Annotated in this window: 30 protein-coding genes; 15 read left to right on the top strand and 15 right to left on the bottom strand. The window is 34.6% G+C overall.

Going from position 1 to position 25,107, the window contains the following annotated elements; translation table 11 throughout:
• Nucleotides 1–78: 78 nt before the first annotated feature.
• The 10 genes from VHP32_08815 to VHP32_08770 all read right to left on the bottom strand — a co-directional run bounded on the left by VHP32_08815 (nt 79) and on the right by VHP32_08770 (nt 10,550).
• Nucleotides 79–2,715: a valine--tRNA ligase gene (locus VHP32_08815; GenBank protein ID HEX2787993.1), complete on the bottom strand. Its 2,637-nt coding sequence runs from the start codon at nt 2,713–2,715 to the stop codon at nt 79–81.
• The gene (locus VHP32_08810; GenBank protein HEX2787992.1) at nt 2,702–3,490 is read right to left on the bottom strand and encodes a ParA family protein; all 789 of its coding nucleotides are present in this window, start codon (nt 3,488–3,490) and stop codon (nt 2,702–2,704) included. The genes VHP32_08815 and VHP32_08810 overlap by 14 nt, the downstream gene beginning before the upstream one ends.
• On the bottom strand, nt 3,491–4,168 hold the full coding sequence (locus tag VHP32_08805; protein ID HEX2787991.1) for a fumarylacetoacetate hydrolase family protein: 678 nt from the start codon (nt 4,166–4,168) through the stop codon (nt 3,491–3,493). It abuts the gene before it with no gap.
• The gene (locus tag VHP32_08800; GenBank protein HEX2787990.1) at nt 4,168–5,448 is read right to left on the bottom strand and encodes a dihydroorotase; all 1,281 of its coding nucleotides are present in this window, start codon (nt 5,446–5,448) and stop codon (nt 4,168–4,170) included. Before VHP32_08800 ends, VHP32_08805 begins: the two co-directional genes overlap by 1 nt.
• A 37-nt stretch (nt 5,449–5,485) precedes the next feature.
• On the bottom strand, nt 5,486–6,385 hold the full coding sequence (locus VHP32_08795; protein ID HEX2787989.1) for an aspartate carbamoyltransferase catalytic subunit: 900 nt from the start codon (nt 6,383–6,385) through the stop codon (nt 5,486–5,488).
• A gap of 16 nt (nt 6,386–6,401) precedes the next feature.
• A complete protein-coding gene (locus tag VHP32_08790) occupies nt 6,402–7,166 on the bottom strand; it encodes an ABC transporter permease (protein HEX2787988.1) in 765 nt (254 codons plus the stop codon).
• A complete protein-coding gene (locus tag VHP32_08785) occupies nt 7,166–8,470 on the bottom strand; it encodes a hemolysin family protein (GenBank protein ID HEX2787987.1) in 1,305 nt (434 codons plus the stop codon). The genes VHP32_08790 and VHP32_08785 overlap by 1 nt, the downstream gene beginning before the upstream one ends.
• Before the next feature lie 101 nt (nt 8,471–8,571).
• On the bottom strand, nt 8,572–9,270 hold the full coding sequence (locus VHP32_08780; protein HEX2787986.1) for a T9SS type A sorting domain-containing protein: 699 nt from the start codon (nt 9,268–9,270) through the stop codon (nt 8,572–8,574).
• Between the two features lie 15 nt (nt 9,271–9,285).
• Nucleotides 9,286–9,777 carry an NADH-quinone oxidoreductase subunit NuoI gene (nuoI, locus tag VHP32_08775; protein ID HEX2787985.1) on the bottom strand — a complete coding sequence of 164 codons (492 nt, stop codon included), beginning with the start codon at nt 9,775–9,777 and terminating at the stop codon, nt 9,286–9,288.
• A gap of 41 nt (nt 9,778–9,818) precedes the next feature.
• On the bottom strand, nt 9,819–10,550 hold the full coding sequence (locus tag VHP32_08770; protein ID HEX2787984.1) for a T9SS type A sorting domain-containing protein: 732 nt from the start codon (nt 10,548–10,550) through the stop codon (nt 9,819–9,821).
• 229 nt (nt 10,551–10,779) lie between these two features.
• Between VHP32_08770 and VHP32_08765 the strand changes: the two genes are divergently transcribed.
• The gene (locus VHP32_08765) at nt 10,780–11,166 is read left to right on the top strand and encodes a hypothetical protein (protein HEX2787983.1); all 387 of its coding nucleotides are present in this window, start codon (nt 10,780–10,782) and stop codon (nt 11,164–11,166) included.
• Here VHP32_08765 and VHP32_08760 read toward each other — a convergent pair.
• The gene (locus tag VHP32_08760; GenBank protein HEX2787982.1) at nt 11,149–11,322 is read right to left on the bottom strand and encodes a hypothetical protein; all 174 of its coding nucleotides are present in this window, start codon (nt 11,320–11,322) and stop codon (nt 11,149–11,151) included. The two genes, VHP32_08765 and VHP32_08760, sit on opposite strands and share 18 nt — an antisense overlap.
• Before the next feature lie 59 nt (nt 11,323–11,381).
• The gene (locus tag VHP32_08755) at nt 11,382–11,639 is read right to left on the bottom strand and encodes a zinc ribbon domain-containing protein (GenBank protein ID HEX2787981.1); all 258 of its coding nucleotides are present in this window, start codon (nt 11,637–11,639) and stop codon (nt 11,382–11,384) included.
• 152 nt (nt 11,640–11,791) lie between these two features.
• Here VHP32_08755 and VHP32_08750 point away from each other — a divergent pair, with 152 nt between their 5' ends.
• The 3 genes from VHP32_08750 to VHP32_08740 all read left to right on the top strand — a co-directional run bounded on the left by VHP32_08750 (nt 11,792) and on the right by VHP32_08740 (nt 13,216).
• Nucleotides 11,792–12,715, top strand: coding sequence for an IS1 family transposase (locus tag VHP32_08750; GenBank protein HEX2787980.1), 924 nt, complete (start codon nt 11,792–11,794; stop codon nt 12,713–12,715).
• A gap of 66 nt (nt 12,716–12,781) precedes the next feature.
• A complete protein-coding gene (locus VHP32_08745; GenBank protein ID HEX2787979.1) occupies nt 12,782–13,000 on the top strand; it encodes a hypothetical protein in 219 nt (72 codons plus the stop codon).
• A 3-nt stretch (nt 13,001–13,003) separates the two neighbouring features.
• Entirely contained in the window at nt 13,004–13,216 is a 213-nt protein-coding gene (locus VHP32_08740; GenBank protein ID HEX2787978.1) for a hypothetical protein, read from the top strand.
• Here the strand turns inward: VHP32_08740 and VHP32_08735 are convergent.
• Nucleotides 13,206–13,379 carry a hypothetical protein gene (locus tag VHP32_08735; GenBank protein ID HEX2787977.1) on the bottom strand — a complete coding sequence of 58 codons (174 nt, stop codon included), beginning with the start codon at nt 13,377–13,379 and terminating at the stop codon, nt 13,206–13,208. The genes VHP32_08740 and VHP32_08735 overlap by 11 nt on opposite strands.
• A gap of 116 nt (nt 13,380–13,495) precedes the next feature.
• Here VHP32_08735 and VHP32_08730 point away from each other — a divergent pair, with 116 nt between their 5' ends.
• The 11 genes from VHP32_08730 to feoB all read left to right on the top strand — a co-directional run bounded on the left by VHP32_08730 (nt 13,496) and on the right by feoB (nt 23,237).
• Nucleotides 13,496–14,197 (top strand): purine-nucleoside phosphorylase, encoded by a 702-nt coding sequence (locus VHP32_08730; GenBank protein ID HEX2787976.1) that lies wholly within the window; start codon nt 13,496–13,498, stop codon nt 14,195–14,197.
• Between the two features lie 27 nt (nt 14,198–14,224).
• Entirely contained in the window at nt 14,225–15,004 is a 780-nt protein-coding gene (locus VHP32_08725) for a TatD family hydrolase (protein ID HEX2787975.1), read from the top strand.
• Between the two features lie 67 nt (nt 15,005–15,071).
• Nucleotides 15,072–15,461 carry a DUF4190 domain-containing protein gene (locus VHP32_08720; protein HEX2787974.1) on the top strand — a complete coding sequence of 130 codons (390 nt, stop codon included), beginning with the start codon at nt 15,072–15,074 and terminating at the stop codon, nt 15,459–15,461.
• An 85-nt stretch (nt 15,462–15,546) separates the two neighbouring features.
• A complete protein-coding gene (dut, locus tag VHP32_08715) occupies nt 15,547–15,987 on the top strand; it encodes a dUTP diphosphatase (protein HEX2787973.1) in 441 nt (146 codons plus the stop codon).
• 104 nt (nt 15,988–16,091) lie between these two features.
• Complete coding sequence (gene rsmI / locus VHP32_08710; protein HEX2787972.1) at nt 16,092–16,769, top strand: 16S rRNA (cytidine(1402)-2'-O)-methyltransferase; 678 nt, start codon at nt 16,092–16,094, stop codon at nt 16,767–16,769.
• 15 nt (nt 16,770–16,784) lie between these two features.
• Nucleotides 16,785–17,789: a magnesium/cobalt transporter CorA gene (gene corA, locus VHP32_08705; protein HEX2787971.1), complete on the top strand. Its 1,005-nt coding sequence runs from the start codon at nt 16,785–16,787 to the stop codon at nt 17,787–17,789.
• 92 nt (nt 17,790–17,881) lie between these two features.
• Nucleotides 17,882–18,877: a phosphoribosylformylglycinamidine cyclo-ligase gene (purM, locus tag VHP32_08700; GenBank protein HEX2787970.1), complete on the top strand. Its 996-nt coding sequence runs from the start codon at nt 17,882–17,884 to the stop codon at nt 18,875–18,877.
• Nucleotides 18,878–18,994: 117 nt separating this feature from the next.
• Complete coding sequence (gene lat / locus VHP32_08695; GenBank protein ID HEX2787969.1) at nt 18,995–20,377, top strand: L-lysine 6-transaminase; 1,383 nt, start codon at nt 18,995–18,997, stop codon at nt 20,375–20,377.
• Nucleotides 20,378–20,456: 79 nt separating this feature from the next.
• Nucleotides 20,457–20,894: a transcriptional repressor gene (locus VHP32_08690; GenBank protein ID HEX2787968.1), complete on the top strand. Its 438-nt coding sequence runs from the start codon at nt 20,457–20,459 to the stop codon at nt 20,892–20,894.
• An 11-nt stretch (nt 20,895–20,905) separates the two neighbouring features.
• Nucleotides 20,906–21,124 (top strand): FeoA family protein, encoded by a 219-nt coding sequence (locus VHP32_08685; protein ID HEX2787967.1) that lies wholly within the window; start codon nt 20,906–20,908, stop codon nt 21,122–21,124.
• 40 nt (nt 21,125–21,164) lie between these two features.
• Nucleotides 21,165–23,237 carry a ferrous iron transport protein B gene (gene feoB / locus VHP32_08680; protein HEX2787966.1) on the top strand — a complete coding sequence of 691 codons (2,073 nt, stop codon included), beginning with the start codon at nt 21,165–21,167 and terminating at the stop codon, nt 23,235–23,237.
• A gap of 81 nt (nt 23,238–23,318) precedes the next feature.
• On the opposite strand, the gene ychF is transcribed toward feoB, so the two are convergent.
• Together ychF and VHP32_08670 are read right to left on the bottom strand one after the other, a co-directional pair.
• On the bottom strand, nt 23,319–24,422 hold the full coding sequence (gene ychF, locus VHP32_08675) for a redox-regulated ATPase YchF (GenBank protein HEX2787965.1): 1,104 nt from the start codon (nt 24,420–24,422) through the stop codon (nt 23,319–23,321).
• Nucleotides 24,423–24,438: 16 nt separating this feature from the next.
• Nucleotides 24,439–25,065: an SEC59/DGK1/VTE5 family protein gene (locus VHP32_08670; GenBank protein HEX2787964.1), complete on the bottom strand. Its 627-nt coding sequence runs from the start codon at nt 25,063–25,065 to the stop codon at nt 24,439–24,441.
• Between the last annotated feature and the right edge of the window lie 42 nt (nt 25,066–25,107).

Genomic DNA, 25,107 nt, shown 5'->3' with positions numbered 1-25,107 from the left:
CTTCCTGACAATTTTCGTCAGGTCATAAGACCTGACGACACAAGATTCCCGCCTTCGCGGGAATGACAAAAAATAAATTTAACTAACCTTAGCTCTTAACTTATCGAGCTTATCCAATGCCTCTTCCCTCTTTTCTTTCTCACGTTCAACAACTTCAGAAGAAGCTTTCGTTATAAATCCTTTGTTGTTAAGTTTCTTGTTAAGAGTATCGACATATTTCTCGAGATTTTCGATTTCTTTGTTTATCTTTTCGTTCACTTTCGCAAAATCAACAAGTCCTTCAAGCATTAAATATACTTCAACATTGTTTAACACGGCACTCACAGAATTCTTAGGAGCTTCTTCATCTTCGCTGATGATTTCAAGATTTGAAACAAAACATAATTGCTTTACATAATCATCAAAGTCATCAATCATTTTTAAAGTATCTTTATCGGAAGTTTTGAAAATAACATGACAGGGCGCTGTAAGCGCAATATTGTTTTCTGCTTTTAGATTCCTGATTGAGCCTACAATCTCTTTAAGAGATTCAAATTCATTTTCAATCTCAGCATCAATTAAGTCTGCATCTATCTCAGGGAAATCCTGAACTGAAATACTTGTGTTTGTCTCATTAGGATTCAAATGATGCCACATTTCCTCGGTAACAAACGGTGTTACCGGATGCAGGCTTTTTAAAATATTAACATACATCTCAATTGCATCATCAATAATTTTTCCTGCTGATTCTTTATTATTGCTGATTTTTATTTTCAAAAATTCGATATACCAGTCACAGAAGTCAGACCATATAAACGAATATAAATTTTTTGTATAATCATTCAAACGATAACTTGTCAGATGATATTCAATACTTCTCAGCGTAGAATTAAATCTGCTTTTAATCCATTTATCGGATAAATCATCTTTATAATCTTTACTGGCGTATTCTGTCGAGCTTTCAATCTGTTCCTTGTTCATCATCAGATATCTGCCGGCATTCCAGATTTTTGTAATAAAGTTTCTGCCGATTTCAGTTTTTTGCTCATCGAACAAAACATCATTTCCAAGCGGCGCAAGATAAACAAGCGTAAAGCGCAAAGCATCTGTTCCGTATTTTTCCATTATGTCGAGCGGTTCAGGAGAATTGCCGAGTGACTTCGACATCTTCCTTCCCTTTTCATCGCGAATGATGGAAGTAAAATAAACATCAGTGAAAGGAATCTCATGCATGTACTCAAGTCCCGACATAATCATTCTTGCAACCCAGAGATAAATTATATCAGGTCCTGTTACAAGCAAGTCTGTCGGGTAATAATAATTTAAATCTTCGTTGTAATTGTCTTTCTCTGAATCTTCCCATCCGAAAACACTGAACGGCCAGATCCATGAAGAGAACCAGGTATCGAGAACATCCTCGTCTTGAGTCCAGTTTTCAATATCCTTGGGCGGTTCAACTTCGCAATATATTTCATCTGTATGCTTATGATACCAGACAGGAATCTGATGTCCCCACCAAAGCTGGCGTGATATGCACCAATCACGGACATTTTTCATCCAGTGCATATAAGTCTTAAACCATTTCTCGGGATAAAATTTTATCTGTTCGTTTTCAACAACGGTAATTGCCGGCTCTGCAAGTTTTTTCATCGATACAAACCATTGGTCAGAAAGATACGGCTCTACCTGAACACCTGAACGTTCCGTAAATGAAACATTATGAACGTAATCATCTTCTTTTTCAAGCAAGCTTAGTTCTTTTAAACGCTCGACAACTTCTTTTCGTGCAGTCGGAACATCGAGACCTTTGAACTCAAGTCCGTATTCATTAAGCTTTGCATCGGGAGTAAGGACGTTTATGATTTCAAGGTTATGGCGTAAACCGATTTCAAAATCATTAACATCGTGAGCCGGAGTTATTTTTAATGAACCTGTTCCGAATTCCACATCGACATAATCATCGGCAATAACAGGAATTTCTTTATTCACAATCGGAAGAATTACATTTTTGCCGATATATTCTTTATAACGTTCATCTTTTGGATTTACAGCAACTGCAACATCACCGAACATTGTTTCAGGACGTGCCGTGGCAATTGTTATGAACTCCTGAGTGCCTGCAAGAGGATAACGAACATAATAAAGCTTATCCTGCTGTTCTTTAAAGTAAATTTCATCATCACTTACTGCGGTTATAGTTTTTGGATCCCAATTGATAATGCGTTTGCCTTTATATATCAAACCTTTCTTAAATAAGTCAACGAATACCGATCGCACAGCTTTTGAAAGACCATCATCCATCGTGAAGCGTTCTTTTGACCAGTCAAGGGACGCACCAAGCTTGCGAAGCTGTTTTAAAATATGTCCGCCTTTTTCTTCCTTCCATTGCCAGGTTATTTTTATGAACTCTTCCCTGCCAATATCGTATTTCGACTTTCCCTGCTTTGCAAGCTCTTTCTCGATTACGATTTGCGTGCCAATGCCCGCGTGGTCAGTGCCGGGAACCCAGCAAACTTCAAAGCCGGACATTCTTTTCCAGCGGCAATAAATATCCTGAATTGTATTATTTAAAATATGTCCGATGTGCAGAACACCCGTGATATTTGGCGGAGGTATAACAATAGTAAATTTTGGTTTAGAAAGATTTGGTGTTGAATAGTAAAACTTATGTTCTTCCCAGAAATCTATCCATTTTTTTTCAGACGATATGTAATCGTAATTTTTAGGAATTTCCATTCGTAACAAACAAATTTTGATTTTTAATTAACAACTCATTCGCAAGGTTAAGATAAGCAACCGCACCTTCTGAATTTATATTGTATAAACATAACGGTTTGCCATAAAATGTTGCTTCATTTAATAAATCCGATGTCGGAATATATGTCTCAAGCATATAATTATTATATCTCTGCTTAAGTTCGTGTTCTGAAAGCTCCGCTACCTTTGATTTTTCATGCATTGTAATTAAAATTCCCTCAACATCAATGCCCGGATTGCAAACATCTTTTATCCATTGCAAAAATTCAAATAGCTTATCAAGAGCATCAAGAGACAAATGTCCGGCTTTGAGCGGAATTAAAACCGAATCCGATGCAGTCAAAGCATTTGTCGTAAAACCACGCAATATCGGTGGACAGTCAATTATTATAAGGTCATAGTTATTCTTAATGTCTTTGAGTGAATTTTTTAAAATGACACGGTTATCCGACATCTTTGAAATTTTCTCATCGGAAATCATAGAGTTAACATTTGACGGAACATAATCAAGATACTCAAGTTCGGTTTTATGAATTGCAAACGATAATGACTTGGCAAATGAAAATATATCGGCAATTCCTGCTTTGATTTTATCGGCGGTAAAGCCCAACGCAAGTGCCGATGAACCATACGGGTCAACATCAATTAAAAGCGTCTTCTTTTCGGCAACGGCAAGCGAAGCTGCAAGATTTACCGCAGTTGTTGTTTTACCGACTCCCCCTTTAGGGATGCATATTGAAATAACTTTACCCAATTATTTTACGTTTACCTCTAATGAAACTAAATCCGATAAATAAGCTTTCAGCTTATCGCCCGAGTTAAGTTTTGAGATTCCTTCAGGTGTTCCCGTGAAAATTAAATCACCTTTTGATAAATAGAAAATATTTGAAAGATAGCTTACTAAATAGTTGATTTTAAAAATCATTAAATTGGAATTAGTAAACTGTTTTCTATTGCCGTTTATATCCAACCCAAATTCGATATTCTGAATATCTTTGATATTTTCTTTCAAAACAATATCCGATACAGGCGCTGATGTATAAAAACCTTTTGCAACCGTCCACGGCAGACCTTTTTCCTTTGCAGTTGCCTGCAAGTCTCGAAGAGTCAAATCCATACCAATTGCGTATCCGAGAATATGCTTCTCTGCATCTGCTTCAGGAATTTTATATCCGTCTTTTCCGATAACCACGACAATCTCAACTTCATTCTGCATATTCTCTGACATTTGCTTGCCGTTGATTTCAGGTATTGAAACAGTCTCACCATAATTCAGCAAAGCTGTATTCGGTTTGCAAAATACAACCGGAGTTTTGGGCACTTCGGGATTTGCAAATTCTTTTATATGGTCGAGATAATTCTTGCCGATGCAATAAATATTATTGACCTGAATTCTCTCTCCCAACCCCTGTATGTTCAAAAATTTTTGCATTATAAACTTGAATAAGTAATTTTGTTATTGTTAATCACACAAAACGGTCTGCAAGTTACATTAAAACCATCAAACGGAGTATTCTTTGACTTCGATAAAAATTTACTTTTATCAATTTTCCATTTTCTATTAGTGTCCAAAATAGTCAAATTGGCTTTTACGCCTTCCTGCATTTTTATAGGGTTCAGTTTCATAATCTTTCGAGGATTAATCGATAATCTGTAAATCATTTCTTTGAATGAAATAATTTTTTTCTGAACAAGATATGTATATGTTAGCCCTATGCATGTTTCAAGTCCGACAATTCCAAACGGAGCCTTATTTAATCCCATTGCTTTTTCTTTTGCAGAGTGTGGAGCATGGTCTGTGCATATAACATCAATCGTTCCATCTCTCAATCCCTCCAATATCGCTTCAACATCATTTTTTGTTCTTAATGGTGGATTCATTTTTGCATTCGTTCCGTATTTCATTAAAGAATTATCCGTCAGAATAAAATGATGAGGGCAAACTTCAGTAGTAGCATTTATTCCTTTCCACTTTGCATTTCGTATCATATCAACACTGTCAGCACACGAAACATGTTGAACATGATAGCGCGCATTTTTAACAAACTTACAAATCTCAACATCTCTTGCAATAATTACAGTTTCGCTGATTGAAGGAATTCCCTTTAAGCCGAGTTTTCTTGAAACACGACCTTCATTGATAACTCCGTGATTTGAAAGCTGCATATCTTCAGCATGCTGAATGATAATCGAGCCAAGTTTTGCCGTCTCTTCAAACGCTCTCCGCATCAGTTGTGGATTCTCAACAGGAGAACCATCATCGGTGAACCATTTCGCTCCTGCTTTATGTAAAGCAGGAATATCAGCAAGTTCCTGTCCCTGACGATGTTTAGATATACATGCTGTATATTCAACGTCGAGCAATGAATCTTCAGACTTTTTTCTTAACTGTTTTATCAGTTTCGGATTATCAAGAGGAGGATTAGTATTCGGCATGCAAAGCACACCCGTAAAACCTCCGCTCATTGCAGCATTTGAACCGGTTTCCAAATCTTCTTTATGTTCCTGTCCCGGTATTCTGAAATGTACATGCATATCAAAAAATCCCGGCACACAGGTTAAATTACCTGCTTCAACAATCTCAATATCTTTAGGTATTTCTTTTACTTTCCCGATTTTTTCAATAATACCATTAACGATTAATAAATCGGTTTTGGTATTAATGCCATCTTCAGGCGAAACAATTTTTATATTTTTAAATAAGATATTCATATATGGACAGGCAAAAATGTCTATCCTATTAATAAATTTATTTTGTCATTAAAGTAAAAAGTGCAAGCTTTATTGCTAAACCGTTTGTAACTTGTTCAAAAAATTTTGTATTTGGTAAATCTAAAACATCTTCTTCGACTTCAACTCCCGTGTTCCAAGGTCCGGGATGTAAAAGCAAAATGTTTTTATTTTGTTCGACTCGTTTTTTATTCAAGCCATAAAGTTTTTTATAATCATCCAGAGACTTAATCATCTCACCTGCACCGCGTTCATTCTGGATTCTCAGCATTATTAAAACATCATTTTCTTTAATTGCATCATCAAAGTTATCATAAACATTTAGCTTTAAATCTTTTGGTAGAAAATAGTCAGGTGCACACACTGATACTTTTGCTGCGTAATTTTGCAGTCCGTATATATTCGACATTGCAACTCTACTATGAGAAATATCACCAACAATGCAAACTTTTAAATCTTTTAAATCCTTAAAATTTTCTTTTATTGTAAATATGTCAAGCAAGCCCTGTGTTGGGTGTTCATTTGTGCCGTCCCCCGCATTCATAATTTGCGAAGTCGTGTGCTTAATCAAAAATTCAGGAAAGTTTATTTCAGTGCTTCTTGATACAATAAAATCAAATCTCATTGCTTCAAGATTTCGCACGGTATCAAGAATCGATTCTCCTTTTGAAAGCGATGAGACATCAGCATTAAAGTTCACAACTTTCATATTCAAAAGCTTCTCTGCGAGCTCAAATGAAACTCTTGTCCTTGTAGAGTTTTCAAAGAACAAATTCAGGACCGTAAAATTTTTTAAATCGGGATAAGATTTATCGCGGACTAATATTTTTTTCTTATACTCGGCAGTTAAAGAAAAAATATTTTCCATTACATCTTTGTTTAAGTCTTTTAATCCTGTAAGATGTTTTGGAAAATTCATTTTGATTAAAATTAATTTACATTCCGATTAAGAAGTTCCAGAGTATGTAATCAAGTATAAGAATTACTGCCGCACAGATAACAAACGATTTAATCGTTGAAAGACCAACTCCTTGAGCGCCGCCGCGTGTTTGAAATCCGACAAAACATCCTATTGATGAAATTGCAGAGCCGAAGAAAACGGATTTAACCATAGCAGCCCCGACATCTTTCAGTTCAAAAGCGTTTTTAAAATTAGTTATGAAAGCATCTGAAGATACATCGAGAAATCCGACTGCAACCAGATAAGAACCAAATTCAGCTACTGATATACAATAAATTACAAGTACCGGAAGCATTAAAGTTGTCGCGACTATTCTTGGCATAGCAAGATATCTGATAGGATTTATAGCCATTGATTCCAATGCATCGATTTGTTCGGTAACTTTCATGGTTCCAAGTTCCGCTGCAATGGAGGCTCCAATTCTTCCTGCAAGAACAATTGCAGCAAGCACAGGACCAAGCTCGATGATAATTGCTTTGGTAGTTGCCGAACCGAGATATGAAAGCGGTAATATTCCCTTAATCTGATAAGCAGCCTGCCAGCAGGCTACTGCGCCTGTAAATATACCTATGATAAAAATAAGCGCTAATGAATTCACGCCGACGTGAACCATCTGGACAATGATAAGCTTTCTGTCTCTCAAGATTCTCGGAAAGCTCTTGAACAGTCCTTTCATTAAAAGCCCAAACTGCCCGAGGTCAATAACGAAGTTAGTTAATTTTCTCTGAAGGAATAACATTAAACTTTTTGTATTTTAACTTGTAATAATCTGTTGCCGGATTTTTTTGTAATTGTAAACGAAAGTCCTTTGTAGTCTATTCTTTCGTAAATATCCGGAATATGTCCCGTTACTGTCTGCAAAAACCCGCTAAGGGTATGATATTCATCATCATTTTCAGGAATATCCGTTCTGAACCTGCTGTTAAATTCCCTAATTGTTATGTTAGGATTAACATAAAACAGTCCGCGTTTGTCCCGCTGAACTTTGTCGGTCTCAACATCATATTCATCTTCAATTTCACCGACGATTTCTTCAATAATATCCTCAATGGTTATTAATCCTTCAACTCCGCCATGTTCATTCACGACTATTGCAAGGTGAATTCTTTTTTTCTGAAGTTCCTTAAGAAGCTCACCTATGAGTTTATTTCCGGGAACAAAATGAGCAGGTCTTAAAATATCCTGAAGTAAAATAATTTCTTTATGCTCCGCAGCACTGATTAAATCCTTTGAATAAATTATACCGATAATGTTGTCAACGTTATCTTTATAAACGGGAATTCTTGAATAACCATCTTCGATTACGTGCTGAATAATCACATCACGAGGGTCATCTATGTTAATCGCCATCATAAGATTACGCGGCACCATTATTTCTTCGGCAGTCTTATCATTAAACTCAAAAATCTTTTCAATTAACTGATGCTCCGTTGAATCAATTACACCTGTTTTTCTTCCCTCGGAAATTAAATATCTTATTTCTTCTTCAGAGTGAATCTGTTCAGCTTTAGATAAAGGGTTTATCCCTATTAATCGAAGCAAGACATTCGCGCTTTTATTAAGAACCCAGATAAATGGTTTAAAAATGCTATAGAATAACCTCAGTGGAACAGCAAACCAAAGAGTTATATTAATATAATTCTTTATAGCGATTGCTTTTGGTGCAAGCTCGCCTATGGTAATCGTAAAATAGGTTATAATGGCTAACCCAACTATGACGGAGAGTGTATTATTTAACGAACCTTCAACGCCAATCATTGTAAAAAACGGTCCAAGTGCATTCACAAAAATATCCTCGCCAAGCCATCCGAGAAGCAGATTGACAATGGTAATTCCTAATTGTGTAGCGGAAATATACCTGTCTAAATCCGATATTATTATCTTTACATCCCCTACACGTGTGTTGCCTTTTCTTATCAGAGCTTCAATTTCGGAACTGCGTACCCTGACAATTGCATATTCGGTGGCAACGAATAACGCATTGAAGAAAATAAGCGCGAAAATTATAACTAATTCCAGCAAAAAAGACGAAGGGTCATCCATATATTCGTATAAAAATACCTAAAAGATATGCTTTCTTCAATCTATAAACTGTTTTAAAGGGATAAAAATTTGAGATATGATTAATGATAAAACTAAATTGATTATTTGGTAAGTATCATTTTTTTAATATCTGAAGAGTATTCTGTCTGGAGCTTATAAAAATAAATTCCGCTTGAAATATCAGGATGATTTATGGCATTAAATTCTACGGTGAAAGTTCCTGCGCTTTGCTGAGCATCAACGAGCGTTGCGACTTCCTTACCTGTTAAACTATAAACTTTAAGCGTAACATACGTCGGCTTGAATAATCTGTATGAAATCATTGTTGACGGATTAAACGGATTAGGATTATTTTGCATAAGCTTAAAATCCTGTATTCCCGAAATTCCCATTTTGATTTCGTTTTCCGAAATCTGATTATTATTTCTGTCGAATAATAAAATTTTGAAATAATAAACTCCGTTCACGTCTACTGTATTTCTGAATGAAAACTCAAGTACATCGAGAGAGTCTTTTTGAGTTTTTCTGTCAAATTCTTTAATCGTAAATCTATTTAAACGTTCATAAACTGCTTCACCCGGTTTCTTTTGGTCAATGAGAATATAATCTGTTCTATCGGGATTCAATATTGACCAGTATAAAATAATGTCGCTCTTCTTTATCTTGCTTGAAAACGATGCTATAACATCCTTCGGCTTTTCCTGCTGCTGTTCACCCTGCCCCTGCAGTTGCTCTTGCGCAAACGCAGCGGAAGTGAAAACTAAAAACAAAATAACGATATGTAAAAATCTTTTTAACATTTTAACTCAATATAATTACCTGTATTGCTGAAGATATTCAAGTCTTTTTTCAAGTTTCTTTTTAGGCGTCAGAAGTCTGTCTTTGCCAAAAATTGCTTCTTCCTGTGAGCTGAAAACAAGCTCATACTCATCACTCATAACAATTGCTTCTTCCGGGCATACTTCCTCACAGAAACCGCAAAAAATGCAGCGAACCATGTTTATTTCAAAAAGCTTGGGATATCTTTCTTTCTCTCTGTCTGTTTCTCCTGCCTGAACTTCTATTGCAAGTGCGGGACAAACTCTCGAGCATAGTCCGCATGCGACGCATCTTTCGGTGCCGTCGTCTTCCATTACAAGAACGGGTCTTCCCCTGAATGCTGCAGGAGGAACCCATTTTTCTTCAGGATATTGCCTAGTGAACTTTGGCTTAAACATCTGCTTCCAGGTTGAAGCCAAACCTTTTACAATCTGCGGAATATATGTCTGTTCAAGGAACGTTAAATCTTTTTCTTTTACTATTGCCATAATATAATTACAGAATCATATTAAATTTTATTAATTCGTTTTTATTTTACAAGCATCATTTTTTTAACTTCGGTAAACCCTTCTGTCATCAGTTTATAATAAAACACTCCTGATGAAACATTAAATTGAGCCGAATTAAAATCAACCGTATATTGACCCAATGTAAGGTTTTGATTTACAAGGTTTGCAACTTCATTACCAAGAACATCATAAACTTTTAAAGTAACAAATTCATTTTTAGGAATTGAAAAATTAATTTTAGTTACGGGATTAAACGGATTTGGATAATTTTGTGATAATGAATATTTATCAGCAATGGACGATATATTTTCAATTCCGACTATCTGTGCTACCACATAAAAATCTTCTTCAACAAATTGTGATGCATTGTTCACATTAAACATTTTCAGGCGAATATGAGCAACACCGGTGTTAGGACAATACATCGTAACATCCATCGTATCTTGTTCTCCCGGTTGAATTGTAATTGCCGGGTCTTCTGCCGGAGGAGCAATATTTACAAACGGCGCATAACAGAATCCTTGCGTGCATATGGAAGATGTCCAGCTTGCATTAGGTAAATTATTCACAGTTCTCTCAAATCTTACATCTACAGGCGATGCTCCCGTATTTTTGTACCAAGCATACGCATAAGCATTTGATTTATTGGTGTGCGTTGTATCACTTCCGCCGACTCTTTGAAATTGAAGCTGAGCATTGGTTACAGATAAACCCGTAAAGAGGAAAAGTATAATTAAGTATATGTATTTCATTTGTTTACTAAGTTAATTTTGCTTAAAAATTGATATAATATTAACAAATATATGCATTATAAGAACACAATAAAAGGGCAATAAATTCACTAAAATGAATGGTAGTGTCTTAATTTGAAACAGTTAAATAGACTATTTGATTATAAGCTAAAATTAAAGAGTTGTAAGAGTTGAAAGTGAAATATAGAATAGTTAATTTGTTGATAAGCCGAAAATTTAAAATTTACTTATGACACATCTATTTTCTATTAGTTATGATTTACATAACCCCAATGATAACGAGAATATTTCTAATGATGATGTTAGAGAACTTATAATATGTTTATTGGTAAAAGAAAAATGTGAACCTATTAAAAGATATACAGCCACTACAATACATTTTACATCTTCAAATACTTTTAAATTTTTTGTTAAACTTTTTGAAAAACATCTATCTGTATATGTAACAGCTACAATAGAAAAAATTATTAAAACTAATGAAGGTTTACCGAGATTTCAACTATTAAATAGAAATAAAGAAATTGAAAATAATTTTGATAATGAAATATTAGAAATACAAAATATGGATAGCGAAAAACTTGAAAGTAGAATTTTAGAATTAAGTCTCAACTTCTAATTTTAAAGCATTCCATTTTTCTCTATCCACTATATTTAACAATAAGAGCATTGTAGCTGATTTTTGGTTGTTTTCTTCACAAAATTTTTCAAATTTTCCCCAATATAATTTTTTCTTTTCATCAATGAGTTTTAATTTTTCTTCTGAACAATCCATTTCATTTATTTAAATTTTTCTTCTTCTTTCTCCTTAACCTTATTTATATATACAAAATTTCATAAATTACTTCCACAATGCTTACATTTAATTGCTTCATATTTTATTTTTTCTGCACAATAAGGACATTTTTTCATTCCTTTCTCTTCTTCATACTTATTAGATAAATAACGATTAGCTTGTTCTTGTTCTTTTTGTAGTTTTATTTTTCTTAAATATCCCATAAAAAATGCAACAAATATTAATATAATTATCCCAATACAACATACCGCATTTGAATCTTTATCTGATAAGAAATATAATAAAACTATCTTCATTTTATGATTTAAACAAAATTATGAGTATTAAAAGCAAATATCAATATTCTAACTGAATTAGAACAAAAAATTAACTAATCTACCTATATTTATGATATAAAAACGAAGGGTAACTAACTCGTAATTAGTTACCCTTCAGAAAAAAGTTCTGCGTGAACAGACCTTTAATCCTAAACAAAAATAGTTCATTGCAGACCTTTTATAAAGACAAAAAGAAAGGAATCGCAATGAACCGTTTATCTCAACAAAAACAAATCTTAGTTTTAAATCTTTTATCCGAAGGAAATTCAATCCGAAGCATCGAAAGAATGACAGGTATTAATAGAAATACTGTTATGACTTTGCTTAAAAATGCAGGTAAAAAAGCTATGCAAATTCATAATGATTTAGTTGTTAATGTGAAATCTAATTATGTTCAGTGTGATGAGATTTGGGCTTATGTTGGTTGTAAGCAAAAGAATCTTACAATGGATGAAAGATATTATGAAAAAACCGAAAAAGGAGACCAATATACATTTGTCTCTATGGATTCCGAAACTAAACTTGTCATTAATTATTTAGTAGGTAAAAGAAATGCAGAAAATACTTTAATGTTTATTAGTGAATTGGATAAGAGAACTATTAACGAATTTCAATTATCAACTGATAGCTTTAAATCTTATTTTCACGCTGTTAAAAATGTTTTTAGAAATGATATTAAATATGGTCAAATCCACAAATCTTATAGTCATAATAATGGGAATGAATATAAATATAGTCCTTCTCCGCTTACATCAGTTAATATATTTCCTTTAATTAATGACCCCGATAAGAAAAGAATCTCTACAAGTCATATAGAAAGACAAAATTTAACTATGAGAATGAATATGAGAAGATTTACAAGATTAACTAATGCCTTTAGTAAGAAATTAGATAATCTGAAATATGCTGTAGCTTTACATTTCTTTTATTACAACTTTATCCGAGAGCATAAAACTATTAAAGTAACTCCTGCAATGGCTTCAAATGTTACTAATACTTTTTGGAGTTGGGAAAAGTTCTTGAATTATGGTGAGAATTTGAAGAAAGTAGCTTAGGGAAGATGTTGCTTATTAGCTTATTAATAAATATTTTATTCTAACCGAAAATTAAATCCAAACAAAATGGCTCAAGAAATTAATGTTAATGTAGATAATCCAATCATTGCACAAGAAGTGGTTACAATTGAAGCAAGGGTATTAGCTTTAAGAGATATTTGTTGTGAAATTTTAGCGAAAATTGATAGTAAGAATATAGAAGAAGTATATGAAAGATTTGATAAAGCATCAGAAAGTTACTATAATCAAATAGTCTCAAGAATAAAAGAAAACATAAAAGAATAAATTATGCAATACTTTGATATAAATGGAGTTGAAACAGAAGTTTCAAAAGGTTTACCTCCTGAACAAAAATTAAATCTAATTATTCAAGCTATTTCTGATATAAATCAATTTTTAATGAATTATGAAATAAAATTTGATAGCTTAGAAGATAAAATTTTAAATATTGAAAGTTCAGTAGCAAGTATAGATAATAAAACTGATTTATTTAATCAATAATCTCTTTATTATCACCAAACCATCTTTTTTCTAAATTATTTATTTTTTTAATTATCTCTTCCTGATTTTCTAAAATTTTTTTAACAATTTCAGAATTAATTTGTATTTCTACAGTTTCATTAATTTCAATTTTTTTCTCTTCTTCAATAGTTAAATTTTCCATTTTATAAATTGTCAAGTAAAATTGTTAAATTTTTCTCTAATTAACCCTTTCAAATTAAGACACTACCAAATGAATAAAAGACTTTATGAGTTTTACAAAGTTAGGTATTTTGCAAAATGACGGGAATTATACTTGGTTCGGGTTTGCAGGAGCTTATAAATGAACTTTCCTCCCCTGAAGTTTTATTTGAGGATAAAAATTCATTTCATAATAGAAAAATTCTTAAAGGTAAGCTTGACGGCAGTGAGGTAATTTTATTCAAAGGAAGAAAGCATTTTTATGAAGGAGCCGATTATACGGAAGTCGTTTCGAACATCATAAATGCCAAAAAAAAGGGAATTAAAAACCTCATCATAACTAATGCTGCAGGCGGAGTGAACAGGACGTTTAAAGTTACAGACCTTATGCTGATAATCTCACATATAAACCTCGGATTTAAACGTTCCGGTAATAACCAAAAGATGACTAACATTTACGACAGAAATTTGAATCTCGAAACCCGCAAGATTGCTATTCAAAATGGCATAAAACTTCAGCAAGGCGTTTATTGCTCGCTTAGCGGTCCGTGTTATGAAACAAAGTCGGACATACGCACATTGATGAAAATAAAAACTGATGCTGTGGGAATGTCAACCGTTCCCGAAGTTCTTCACTCAAAGGAAAATAATATTAGGTTTATAGGAATTTCATGCATAACTAATATGCTTTATGAAAGCACCGGTGATATGTTGTGTCATTCCGAAGTTGAGGAAGCCGGAAAAAAAACTTATGAGAAGTTTTCTAAACTGATTAAACTGCTTGTTAAGACACTAAACTGAATTTATCTATATATGATTATAGACAATATGATTATAGACACACATGCGCATTTATATTATGATGAGCTTTTAAATCAAATCGGAGATGTCATTAAACGTGCAGAAGATGCAGGTATTGAAAAAATAATTGTTCCAGCCGTTGATTATGCCTCTACACTTACAATTCTTGAGCTTGCAGATAAATATAAAATGATTTACGGACTTGCAGGCGTTCATCCGACTGAAGTTCAGAAAGTTGATAATGATGAATTAGATAAAATTTATAAACTTTTAGATAATGAAAAAATTGTCGGGATTGGCGAAACGGGATTGGATTATTACTGGGATAAAACCTACATAGAAAAACAAAAAGACTTTTTAAGAAAACAAATCGAGATTGCGAAGGATAAGAATCTTCCGATTGTTTTGCACACAAGGGATTCTGTTGCTGATACGATTTCAATAATAAAAGAAAATTTAGATGAAAGTTTGAAGGGACAGTTTCATTGTTTTGGAGGAACGGTTAACGAAATGAATGAAGTTACCGGTTTAAATAGCTTTTATGTATCTTATTGCGGCAATGTTACGTATAAAAACTTTAAGGAACGCGATGTAGTTTCGGCAACACCATTGGAGAAACTGTTGTCCGAGACCGATTCCCCTTTCCTCACTCCTGTTCCGAACAGAGGCAAAAAGAATGAACCGTCAAACATTGTTTATACAATAAAGGCATTATCTGAAATAAAAAATATTTCTGAAAATGAAATGAAATCGGCATTATATACAAATGCCAATGAATTATTTTTTAAAAACGGTAATAAAATATAATTTCATATTACTATTTTAATTTTAAACAAATAGCTCTATATTTGAGCGTAAATCAAAATCATATACTATGACAGAAAACATACTACTTTATCAAGACGGGGGTCATGGAAGTCATCCTCCTCCACCGCCTCCTCCACCTCCACCGGCATATAACCCTCCCCCACAGCAAATGGGCAGTCAGGGTGGCGCAAGCTCAAACGCAATAGTTGCGCTTGTTTGTGGGATATTGTCATTTATTTTTTGTCCTGTTGTACTTGCAATAGTTGCATGGATTATGGGGAAGAAAGAATTAGCGGCTATTGACAGAGGCGAGTCTCCTGAAGCAGGAAGAACACTTGCCAAAATCGGTATGTGGCTTGGTATCATAAATATTATTCTGTCTGTTCTTGGAATAATAATTTATATCGCGATAATCTTAATTGCTATAATTGTTGGCGGAACATCCAGTTACAATTAAAAATAATAATGAAGTAATTAGTTTTATATAACATAAGGGGCTATATATATGCCCCTTTGTTTTTTACATAGGTTAATAATAAATGATGAAAGTATATTTTAAAAAATTTAACGAAGAAATAGAAAGTTTTTTACCGGCGTACCAGACCGAGCATTCATCAGGAATGGATTTATATTCTTCAAACACAGAAGACATAACATTAATGCCCGGAGAATATAAATTAATTCCTACTAATATAATTATAGAGCTTCCCGAGGGCTTTGAAGCACAGGTAAGACCCCGAAGCGGTCTTGCTTTAAAGCACGGCATAACTGTGTTGAATTCGCCCGGAACAATCGATGCAGATTACCGCGGTGAAGTGAAAGTATTGTTAATCAATCACGGCAAGAATGAATTTGTGGTCAAGTTCGGTGAACGGATTGCCCAGATGATTATTGCAAAATATGAGAAAGTCGAGCTTGAAGAAAGAGAAGCTTTAACCGAAACCGTTCGCGGCGCAGGTGGATACGGCAGCACAGGACGTTAGTTCATAAAGTTTATAAAGTTTATAAAGTTTGAAAGATATTTAAATTCCCCTGTTGAGAGGGGTGCTCCGAAGGAGCGGGGTGTGTTAAAATAATTTAAAATAATTTGTCCACAGGAACATTAAATATCGTCTCAACACCAATCGGAAATTATGCTGATATGACTTTTCGTTCGTTGCGAATGCTGAATGAAAGTGATTATATAATCTGCGAAGAATACAAAGAAGCAGTAAGATTATTAAAATTCTTTGACATCAAAAAAGATTTAAAGCAGATTAACGAACACAACGAAGAAGAGCTCGATGACGAGATTATACATGATTTGCTTGCAGGCAAAAATGTTTCACTTATCAGTGACTGCGGAACACCTTTGTTTGCAGACCCTGGAAATACCCTCCTAAATCGATGCATAGAGCTTAATCTTAAGGTAGATTTCATTCCCGGAGCTAATTCCCTGCTTGCAGCTATTGTGTTATCGGGATTTGATATAAGCAGGTTTTTATATTACGGATTTTTATCGCCGAAAGCAGAAATTCGCAAAACGGAATTAAAAACTATTAAGAATTTTGAAAAAGTAATTGCTATTTTTGAAGCACCTTACAGATTAAGGCAGGTGCTTGAAGACATAAACCAATATATGCCTGAACGCGATTTGTTTATAGGAGTGAACATGACAACCCCCAATGAAATGCAATTGCGAGGAAAAGCATCGGAGATATTAGACTCACTTGAAGAGAAATTTAAGGGAGAATTTGTAATCATTATAAATAAACCTTTATCATAAAACAAATTATCATAAATGATAAGCATATTTGAATATAGCCCCACACAGGGAATTTTAGAGCGTGATATTTCCAAGCTCGGGGAATGGGATAAACATTGCGATTCAATTTTATGGGTTGATCTTGAAAATGAGAGTGAAGAGAATCTTATGAAGGTTCTTAATGAACAATTTAAGTTTCATCCGCTTGCAATCGAAGATACGGTTAAATACATGAACGAAAACGCAAAATATCATTTGCCTAAAGTTGAAGACTTTGATGATTATATCTTCATAATTTTTAATTCTATTATTCAGACAGGTGAAGTAAAGTTCAAAGTTACTCCACTCAGTTGTTTTCTCGGTAAAAATTTTTTACTAACGGTACATAGAGATAATCTTGCCGTTAATATCTCCAAACGGCTCAAAGATGGATTTTTAAAATACGCAATCAAAAAAGGTGTCGATTATCTTTTACATATGATTTTTGATGATATCGTTGATAGATACTACCCTATTCTTGATAACTTTGAGAACAAAATTGACCGCGTTCAGGACAATATTTTTAAAAAATCTCCCGGAAACCGGACACTCCTTGAAATTATTAACCTTAAAAAGGAACTTGTAGAGTTAAGACGGATTGCGTTCTATCAAAAAGAAGTTTTATTCAAAATAATACGCGGTGATTTTGACCTTATAACCGAAGAAGAATCCATTTATTATAGAAATGTATATGACCACCTGGTTAGGGTGGCAGATTCAGCCGAAGCTTATCGTGATCTGATTAGTGGACTAATGGATTCTTATTTATCGGTAGTAAATAATCGTTTAACTGAAATCACTAAGGCATTGGCAGTTATAGCCACTATATTCCTTCCTTTAAACCTGATTGCAGGTGTATATGGAATGAATTTTGAGTTTATACCTCTTATTTTTCACCCGTATGGATTTTGGATAATCGTTTGCTCCATGTTACTCATAGCAACAAGCATATTTTTTTATTTTAAACGTAAACGTTTAGTGACATCAAAAGATTTTAGCTAAACATGTGTTTAAACGGTTTAAAATAACAATTTTTTAACCGGGTTCACTGATAAGTAAATTGAAATAAGTAGTTAATTTTTGTATTTTTATCAGTGAAAGTAAGCTATAAATCCTCTGGTGTTGATATCTCAAAAGGCGACAAACTTGTTGACCTTATAAAGCCTTTCGTAAAACAAACTTTCACAGAAAATGTCATTAGTGGTATCGGAAATTTTGGGGCATTTTACCAAATTCCTTTAAATAAATACAGAAATCCTGTTTTTGTGTCCAGTGTTGACGGAGTTGGTACTAAACTCAAAATTGCTTCATTATTAGGGAAATTTGACACCGTTGGAGAGGATTTGGTTAATCACTGTGTTAACGATATAGCTGTTTGCGGGGCTGTGCCTCTGTTCTTTCTGGATTATTATGCAATGGGTCGGCTCAACGTTAAAGACGGCACAAATGTCATAAAAGGCATCGTAAGGGGCTGTAAAAGCAACGGATGTTCCCTTATAGGCGGTGAAACTGCCGAAATGCCGGGAATATACCAGGGTGATGATTTTGATTTGGCAGGTTCGATTACGGGGATTGTCGAGAAGAAAAACATACTCGATAAAAAAAACGTGAAGAGCGGTGATGTTTTGATTGGATTAACTTCATCAGGACTGCATACAAACGGATATTCACTTGCAAGGAAGGTATTCCCTACCAAGCATAGCTTGACTAAAAGACATTCGGATTTGAAATCAACTCCCGGAAAAGAGCTTCTGAAAGTTCACCGTTCATATCTAAATATTATTCAGAAGTCTTTGAAGCAATTTGACATTAAAGCTATTTCACACATAACCGGCGGCGGTATTGAAGGAAATACAAAGCGTGTCGTTCCAAAGAATTTGAAACTGAAAATCAATTGGTTTTCATGGAATAGATTACCGATTTTTAATCTGATACAAAAACTTGGCAATGTTGATGAACTTGAAATGAGAAAGACTTTTAACTTAGGAATTGGCTTAGTGTTTATAATAAATAAAAACGAAGCAGATAAGTTTACAAAATTCTTAAATCGCAATAACGAGACCAATTATATTATTGGCGAAATTAAATAATTTTTTTTTCGTGACATTCTGAGCGAAGCGAAGAATCCCATTTCGTAATTATTATGGGCTTGTTCATTTCATTCAGTTTGCACTGAACTAAACAAAACATGAGAGGAGAATACACCAATGGAAGTTCGCGAAAGAGAAAAATTAAACATCAGTAAAACAAACGTTTTCCAAAACATTATGACAAAAGTTGATGTAAAACCGACAGAAGTGCAGGAAGTTTTGCGTCAGCACATGATTGTTGATGGCTTTGATGTTACTCTTGATTTGCAAAAATCAAAAGGTTCTTATATTTATGATTCGAAGCATGATAAAAATTATCTGGATTTCTTTACGTTTGTAGCATCAAATCCTCTCGGGATGAATCATCCAAAGCTTCACAATGACGAATTCATCAGAAAAATCGGTGAGATTGCCATATCCAAACCTTCCCTATCGGATATTTATGCTAAGGAGCAAGCGGATTTTGTCGAGACATTTTTTAAGATTGCTGTGCCTGATTATTTCAAATATTCATTTTTCATAGAAGGCGGCGCGCTTGCAGTTGAGAATGCTTTGAAAGCAGCATTTGATTGGAAAGTCAGAAAGAATTTTGCAAAGGGTTACAAGGAAGAAAAAGGACATAAAGTTATTCACTTCAAAGAATCTTTCCACGGCAGAAGCGGTTATACGCTTTCATTGACAAACACTGACCCGACAAAGACTGATTTATTCCCTAAGTTTAAATGGCCGAGAATTGTAAATCCAAAAGTTACTTTTCCTCTTAATGAAGAAAATCTTACAAAAGTAATTTATGCTGAAAACATGGCAATGGATGAAATTAAATTAGCCATTCACGAAAATAAAGATGACATTGCTGCATTGATTCTCGAGCCAATTCAGGGTGAAGGCGGTGATAATCATTTCAGAAAAGAATTCTTCATAAAGCTCAGAGAGATTTGCGATGAAAATGAAATTATGTTCATTCTTGATGAAGTTCAGACAGGAATTGCCTTAACAGGAAAATGGTGGGCACATCAGCATTATGTCCAGCCGGATATGGTAACATTTGGTAAGAAAACACAGGTTTGTGGTGTCTTGTGTTCTGATAGAATCGATGAAGTTGCAGAGAACGTATTCAAAAAACCAAGCAGAATAAACTCAACATGGGGAGGAAACATAGTTGATATGGTTCGCTTCACAAAAATTCTTGAAGTAATTCAGGAAGATAATCTTGTTGAAAATGCTGCAACGGTTGGAGCTCATTTACAATCGAAAATTCAGGAGCTATCTGATAAATATCCTGCAGTGGTTTCAAACCCACGCGGTTTGGGATTGATGTGTGCTTTTGATGCCAAGGATACCGACACTCGCAATAAAATCACTTCAGGGGCTTTTGATAACGGCTTAATGATACTTGGCTGCGGAACGAAATCAGTTCGTTTTAGACCCACCTTAAACGTAACAAAAGACGAAATTAATGCAGGTATTCAAATATTAGATGAAGTTTTATCAAAAATTTAGTATATTTATCTATACTAAGTTTAAATAAGAACAAAGGCAAGTGATATCTGAGGATGTAAAGAAGGTTTTTATACAATATTTGAAAGATAACGCTCATAGGATAACCAATGAGCGTTTTTTAATTTTAGATGCAGCTTTAAATATTGAGGGGCATTTTGACGCCGATGAGCTTTATCTGAAGCTAAAAAATGATTACATAAACGTCTCAAGAGCAACGGTTTATAAGACTCTGGAACTAATGAGTGAATGCAATATTTTGTATAAGCACAATTTCAAAGGAGATAGAACCCGCTATGAAACTAAATACGGTCGTAACAATCATTACCACATCATTTGCGTTTCCTGCAAAAGAATTTTAGAATTTGAAGACCCTGATATTGAAAAGCTTCAGGAAAAAATCTGTCAGGAAAACAATCTTAATCCTGTCGAGCACACGCTTCAGGTTTTTGCAACATGCAAAGACAAAGAGCATTGCGATCATTACCTTGAAAAGATTCATACCATAAAAAATAATTAATTTCATCACTATTGAGAAGCGCGAGCCAGTTAAAAGTCGGAGAGAAAGCCAGAATTATTGATATTGATAACGACCATCCGTCAGCAAGACGCATTCTTGAAGTCGGTTTTACTCCCGGAGAAGAAATTGAATTAATGTATAAACCGCTTTTCAATGACCCTCTTGCGTTTTCTGTCAGAGGTGCTTTAATAGCAATAAGAAAACATGAAGCAAATTGCATATTGATTTGATAGAATTAGAAACCAAAATGGGATTCCCGCCTTCGCGGGAATGACTACGGAGTATGATACTATGCAGACAGAAGTCGATAAAAAAATTCCTCTCATAACTCTTCTTGGCCACCCTAATTCCGGCAAGACAACATTATTTAATTATCTAAGCGGACGAAAATATAAAACAGTTAACTATCCCGGTTCGACTGTTGAGTATTCCATTTCAAGTTTCCTAAACAAGTTTGAAGTAAACGCAAACATTCTGGATTCTCCGGGAATTATCAGCTTAATCCCCTGCTCTCCCGATGAGAAGCTTTCCGTTCAATATGTTTATAACCATCCTAAACATGGCAATACTGATATTGCAATAGTAACGCTCGATGCAAGCCAGCTCTCGCGTCACTTATTGCTCGTTAAGCAATTAAAGGAATGCAACTTCAAAGTGATCGTTGCTTTGACTATGGTTGATGTACTTAATAAAAAAGGAATCGATATTTCGACAAAGAAGCTTTCGGAATTAATCAGTTGCGATGTTGTAAAAATCGATGGACGCGACGGTGAAGGTGTGAATGATTTGTTGAAAACTTTAAGAGAAAATATTTCTGATTACGAATCTGAACCTGATAATAAACACAGACACGTTTTAAAGGATTATAACAAAGATAAGATTATAAATTCTTACCGCGAGATTGAAAATATTGAAAAAGAAGTTTTATTTAATATCACTCCAAAAGCCCCTTCAAAACCTTTGCTCGATATCGATAAGGTTAATGAAAATCTTCTGGTACTAAACAATCGTTCAAACGGTCACAGAATACCTGATAAAACCTCGTTGTTCATAGATAAAATTATTCTTCACAAGTTTTGGGGGATGATTATTTTTCTTGCGGTAATGACGCTGACGTTTACATCTATTTTCTGGCTGGCAGCGCCTTTGATGGATTTGATTGACAGCGCTTTCGGATTTCTTGCAGGTGAAACAGCGACTTTACTTGGTGATAATCTTTTCAGTGACCTAATTGCAAACGGTTTGATTGCGGGGATAGGTTCTGTGCTGGTTTTTCTTCCACAGATTCTGATTTTGTTTTTAATTCTCGGACTGCTTGAAGACTCAGGTTATCTTGCGCGCGGTGCTATGCTTGTAGATAAGCCGCTTTCAAAAATCGGACTTAACGGACGTTCGTTTGTGCCGATGCTGTCGGGTTTTGCGTGTGCAATTCCTGCCATTATGGCGACGCGAACAATCTCAAACAAACGCGAAAGATTTCTAACGATTTTTATTATACCTCTGATGAGCTGTAGTGCCCGTCTGCCTGTGTATGCTTTGCTTCTTGCCTATCTTGTTCCGCAAGATGAACCGTTTGTTGCGGGTCTGGCACTCACTGTAATTTATGTATTCAGCATAATCTCGTCGCTGGTCATTGCAGGCATTGTAAATAAATTCAGCAATAAAATTGTCAAAGAAAAAGATGACAGCTCGTTTATTATCGAGCTTCCCACATATAAAAAACCACAGCTTGGAACGGTTTTGAAAAATACAGTTAAGAATGCAAATCAATATGTCCGCAAAGCAGGACCTGTGATTTTGGTTTTATCACTTGTATTGTGGGTATTGATTTCTTTCCCGAGAAATGATTTTCAGCCGCCCGGTAATACGGATTTAGATGAAACACAAATCGAACATCTTGCCGCTTCGGAACAGCTCTCAAATTCTTTTGCAGGCACTATGGGAAAACTAATCCAACCTTTCATGGTTCCTCTTGGATTGGACTGGCGTGTCGGCGTTTCACTCATTGCTACATTTGCAGCTCGAGAAGTTTTTGTAAGCTCAATGGCGCTTATATTCAAAATAACCGATGACGATGATGATAAAATTCAGGAATCTATTTTAAGTTCGATGCGGAATGCAACGAATGAAGCAACGGGACAAAAGCTTTTCACGACTTCGACTATATGCGGGCTGATTGTTTTCTTCGTGTTTGCAATGCAGTGTCTTTCGACTGTGGCAATTTCAAAAAAAGAAACCGGTGGCTGGCGCGTGCCTGTGTTACAGGTAGTTGTGTTTACAGTTCTTGCTTACGTAGCCGCGTTTATTACCGTGAATGGATTGAAACTGGTTGGAGTGTCGTAAGTTAAAAAGTTGTCATTCCTGCGAAGGCAGGAATCCATCAACGTTTCGTTGACCCTGAAACAAGTTCAGGGTGACAGAAAATCAGACATTAAACCTGAAGTGAACAATATCGCCGTCACCCATAACGTATTCTTTACCTTCACTTTTCAATAATCCTTTTTCTTTTACAGCAGATTCCGAACCTAGCTCGATTAAATCCTTATATTTCATTATCTCAGCGCGGATAAATCCCTTTTCAAAATCAGTGTGAATCTCCCCTGCTGCCTGCGGAGCGGTGAAACCGTTCGGGATTGTCCATGAGTGAACTTCTTTTTCTCCTGCAGTGAAAAACGTTATCAAGCCAAGCAATGAATATGCCTCTCTGATTAAACGGTCAAGGCCTGATTCATTTAATCCAAGTTCTTTCAAAAATTCTTTTTTCTCTTCAGTAGTTTCAAGCTGTGAGATTTCCGACTCAATCTGTACGGACAAAATCATAAAGCTTGCATTTTCTTTTGCAGCAATTTCTTTAACGACATCGGAATATTTATTGCCTGTTGCGCTGTTATCGTCAACATTAGCTACATAAAGAAACGGTTTATCTGTCAGTAATTGCAAACCCCTCACGATTTCTTTTTCTTCATCATTTAAAGTCTCAACAAAATATTTTGCAAGCCTCGAAGTAGCAAAATGCTCTTTAAGCTTCAATAATATTTCATTTTCAAGTAAGACTTTTTTATCGTTTGTTTTCTTTAGCTTTTCATTTTTCTCAAGACGTTTTTCAACAGTATCCATATCACGCAATATCAATTCTGTCTCGATGATTTCAATATCATCTTTGGGGTCAACTTTATCGTGAACGTGAATAACATTATCATTATCAAAGCAACGGACAATATGAATTATAGCATTTACTTCCCTGATATGAGAAAGAAACTGGTTGCCAAGTCCCTCGCCTTTTGATGCGCCTTTAACAAGTCCGGCAATATCGACAAACTCAATTGTCGAAGGAATTACTTTCTTTGGATTAAACATTTCGACAAGCTTATCCATTCTTTCATCGGGAACAATGACAGTTCCTACATTCGGGTCAATAGTGCAAAAAGGATAATTTGCTGCTTCTGCATTTTGCGAAGAGGTCAGAGCATTAAACAAGGTTGATTTGCCGACATTGGGCAAACCTACAATACCGCATTTTAGAGCCATAAAATTTTATAAGGATTTACAAAAAGATTTTAAATAAAGCGTAATATACGATTGAAAAAACTAAAGGCACGGAAATATTATCATCAATTTTAGAAAGCAAAAACTCCGACAAACTTGCCAGCAATAACGCAAAAAACGCGATAAGATATTCGGATATGCTTCCTTCAATCTTTGGAGTCAACAAAACAATTACCACTCCTGTTAGAAAAAAAGTTATAGTACCTTCAACAGTTTTATTATGGTAAGAAATTTTACCAAAATTTTTTCCAATTAAAGCCGCAGTAGTATCGCAAATAGTAAGAATAAGAATTGCCATTACGGCAATTTCTTTAGGAAAAAAGTAAATGCAGACTATACATGAAAATAATAGACAGGTCGAACCCGTAAAAACTATTTTCTTAAAATCAGCTTCATGCCCGCGTAAAATCGGGCGTAAGATGGAAAGAAAAAATTTATTGAATGCCGGAGAAAAATACCTTAATAAATCAACACTTAATGTTATCAAAAAAAGAATTACAAGGATTGATAAAGTAAGCTCTTTAGAGTTAAATAAATAAAAAAATCCAATAGAAGAAGATGTTAAATGAATAAGCTTCCGCTTAAATTCATTACCCATAGAAATTTTATCTTCAACGGTTTCCAATAAAGTATAAATTTGTGTTATTCAAAACAAAAGGACAGATGA

It is taken from the genome of Ignavibacteria bacterium (assembly GCA_036262055.1).
Classification (GTDB): Bacteria; Bacteroidota; Ignavibacteria; order Tepidaquicellales; family Tepidaquicellaceae; genus DATAJP01.
Note: the sequence above shows the minus strand (reverse complement) of the source record. Positions and strands in the feature narration are given on the sequence as shown.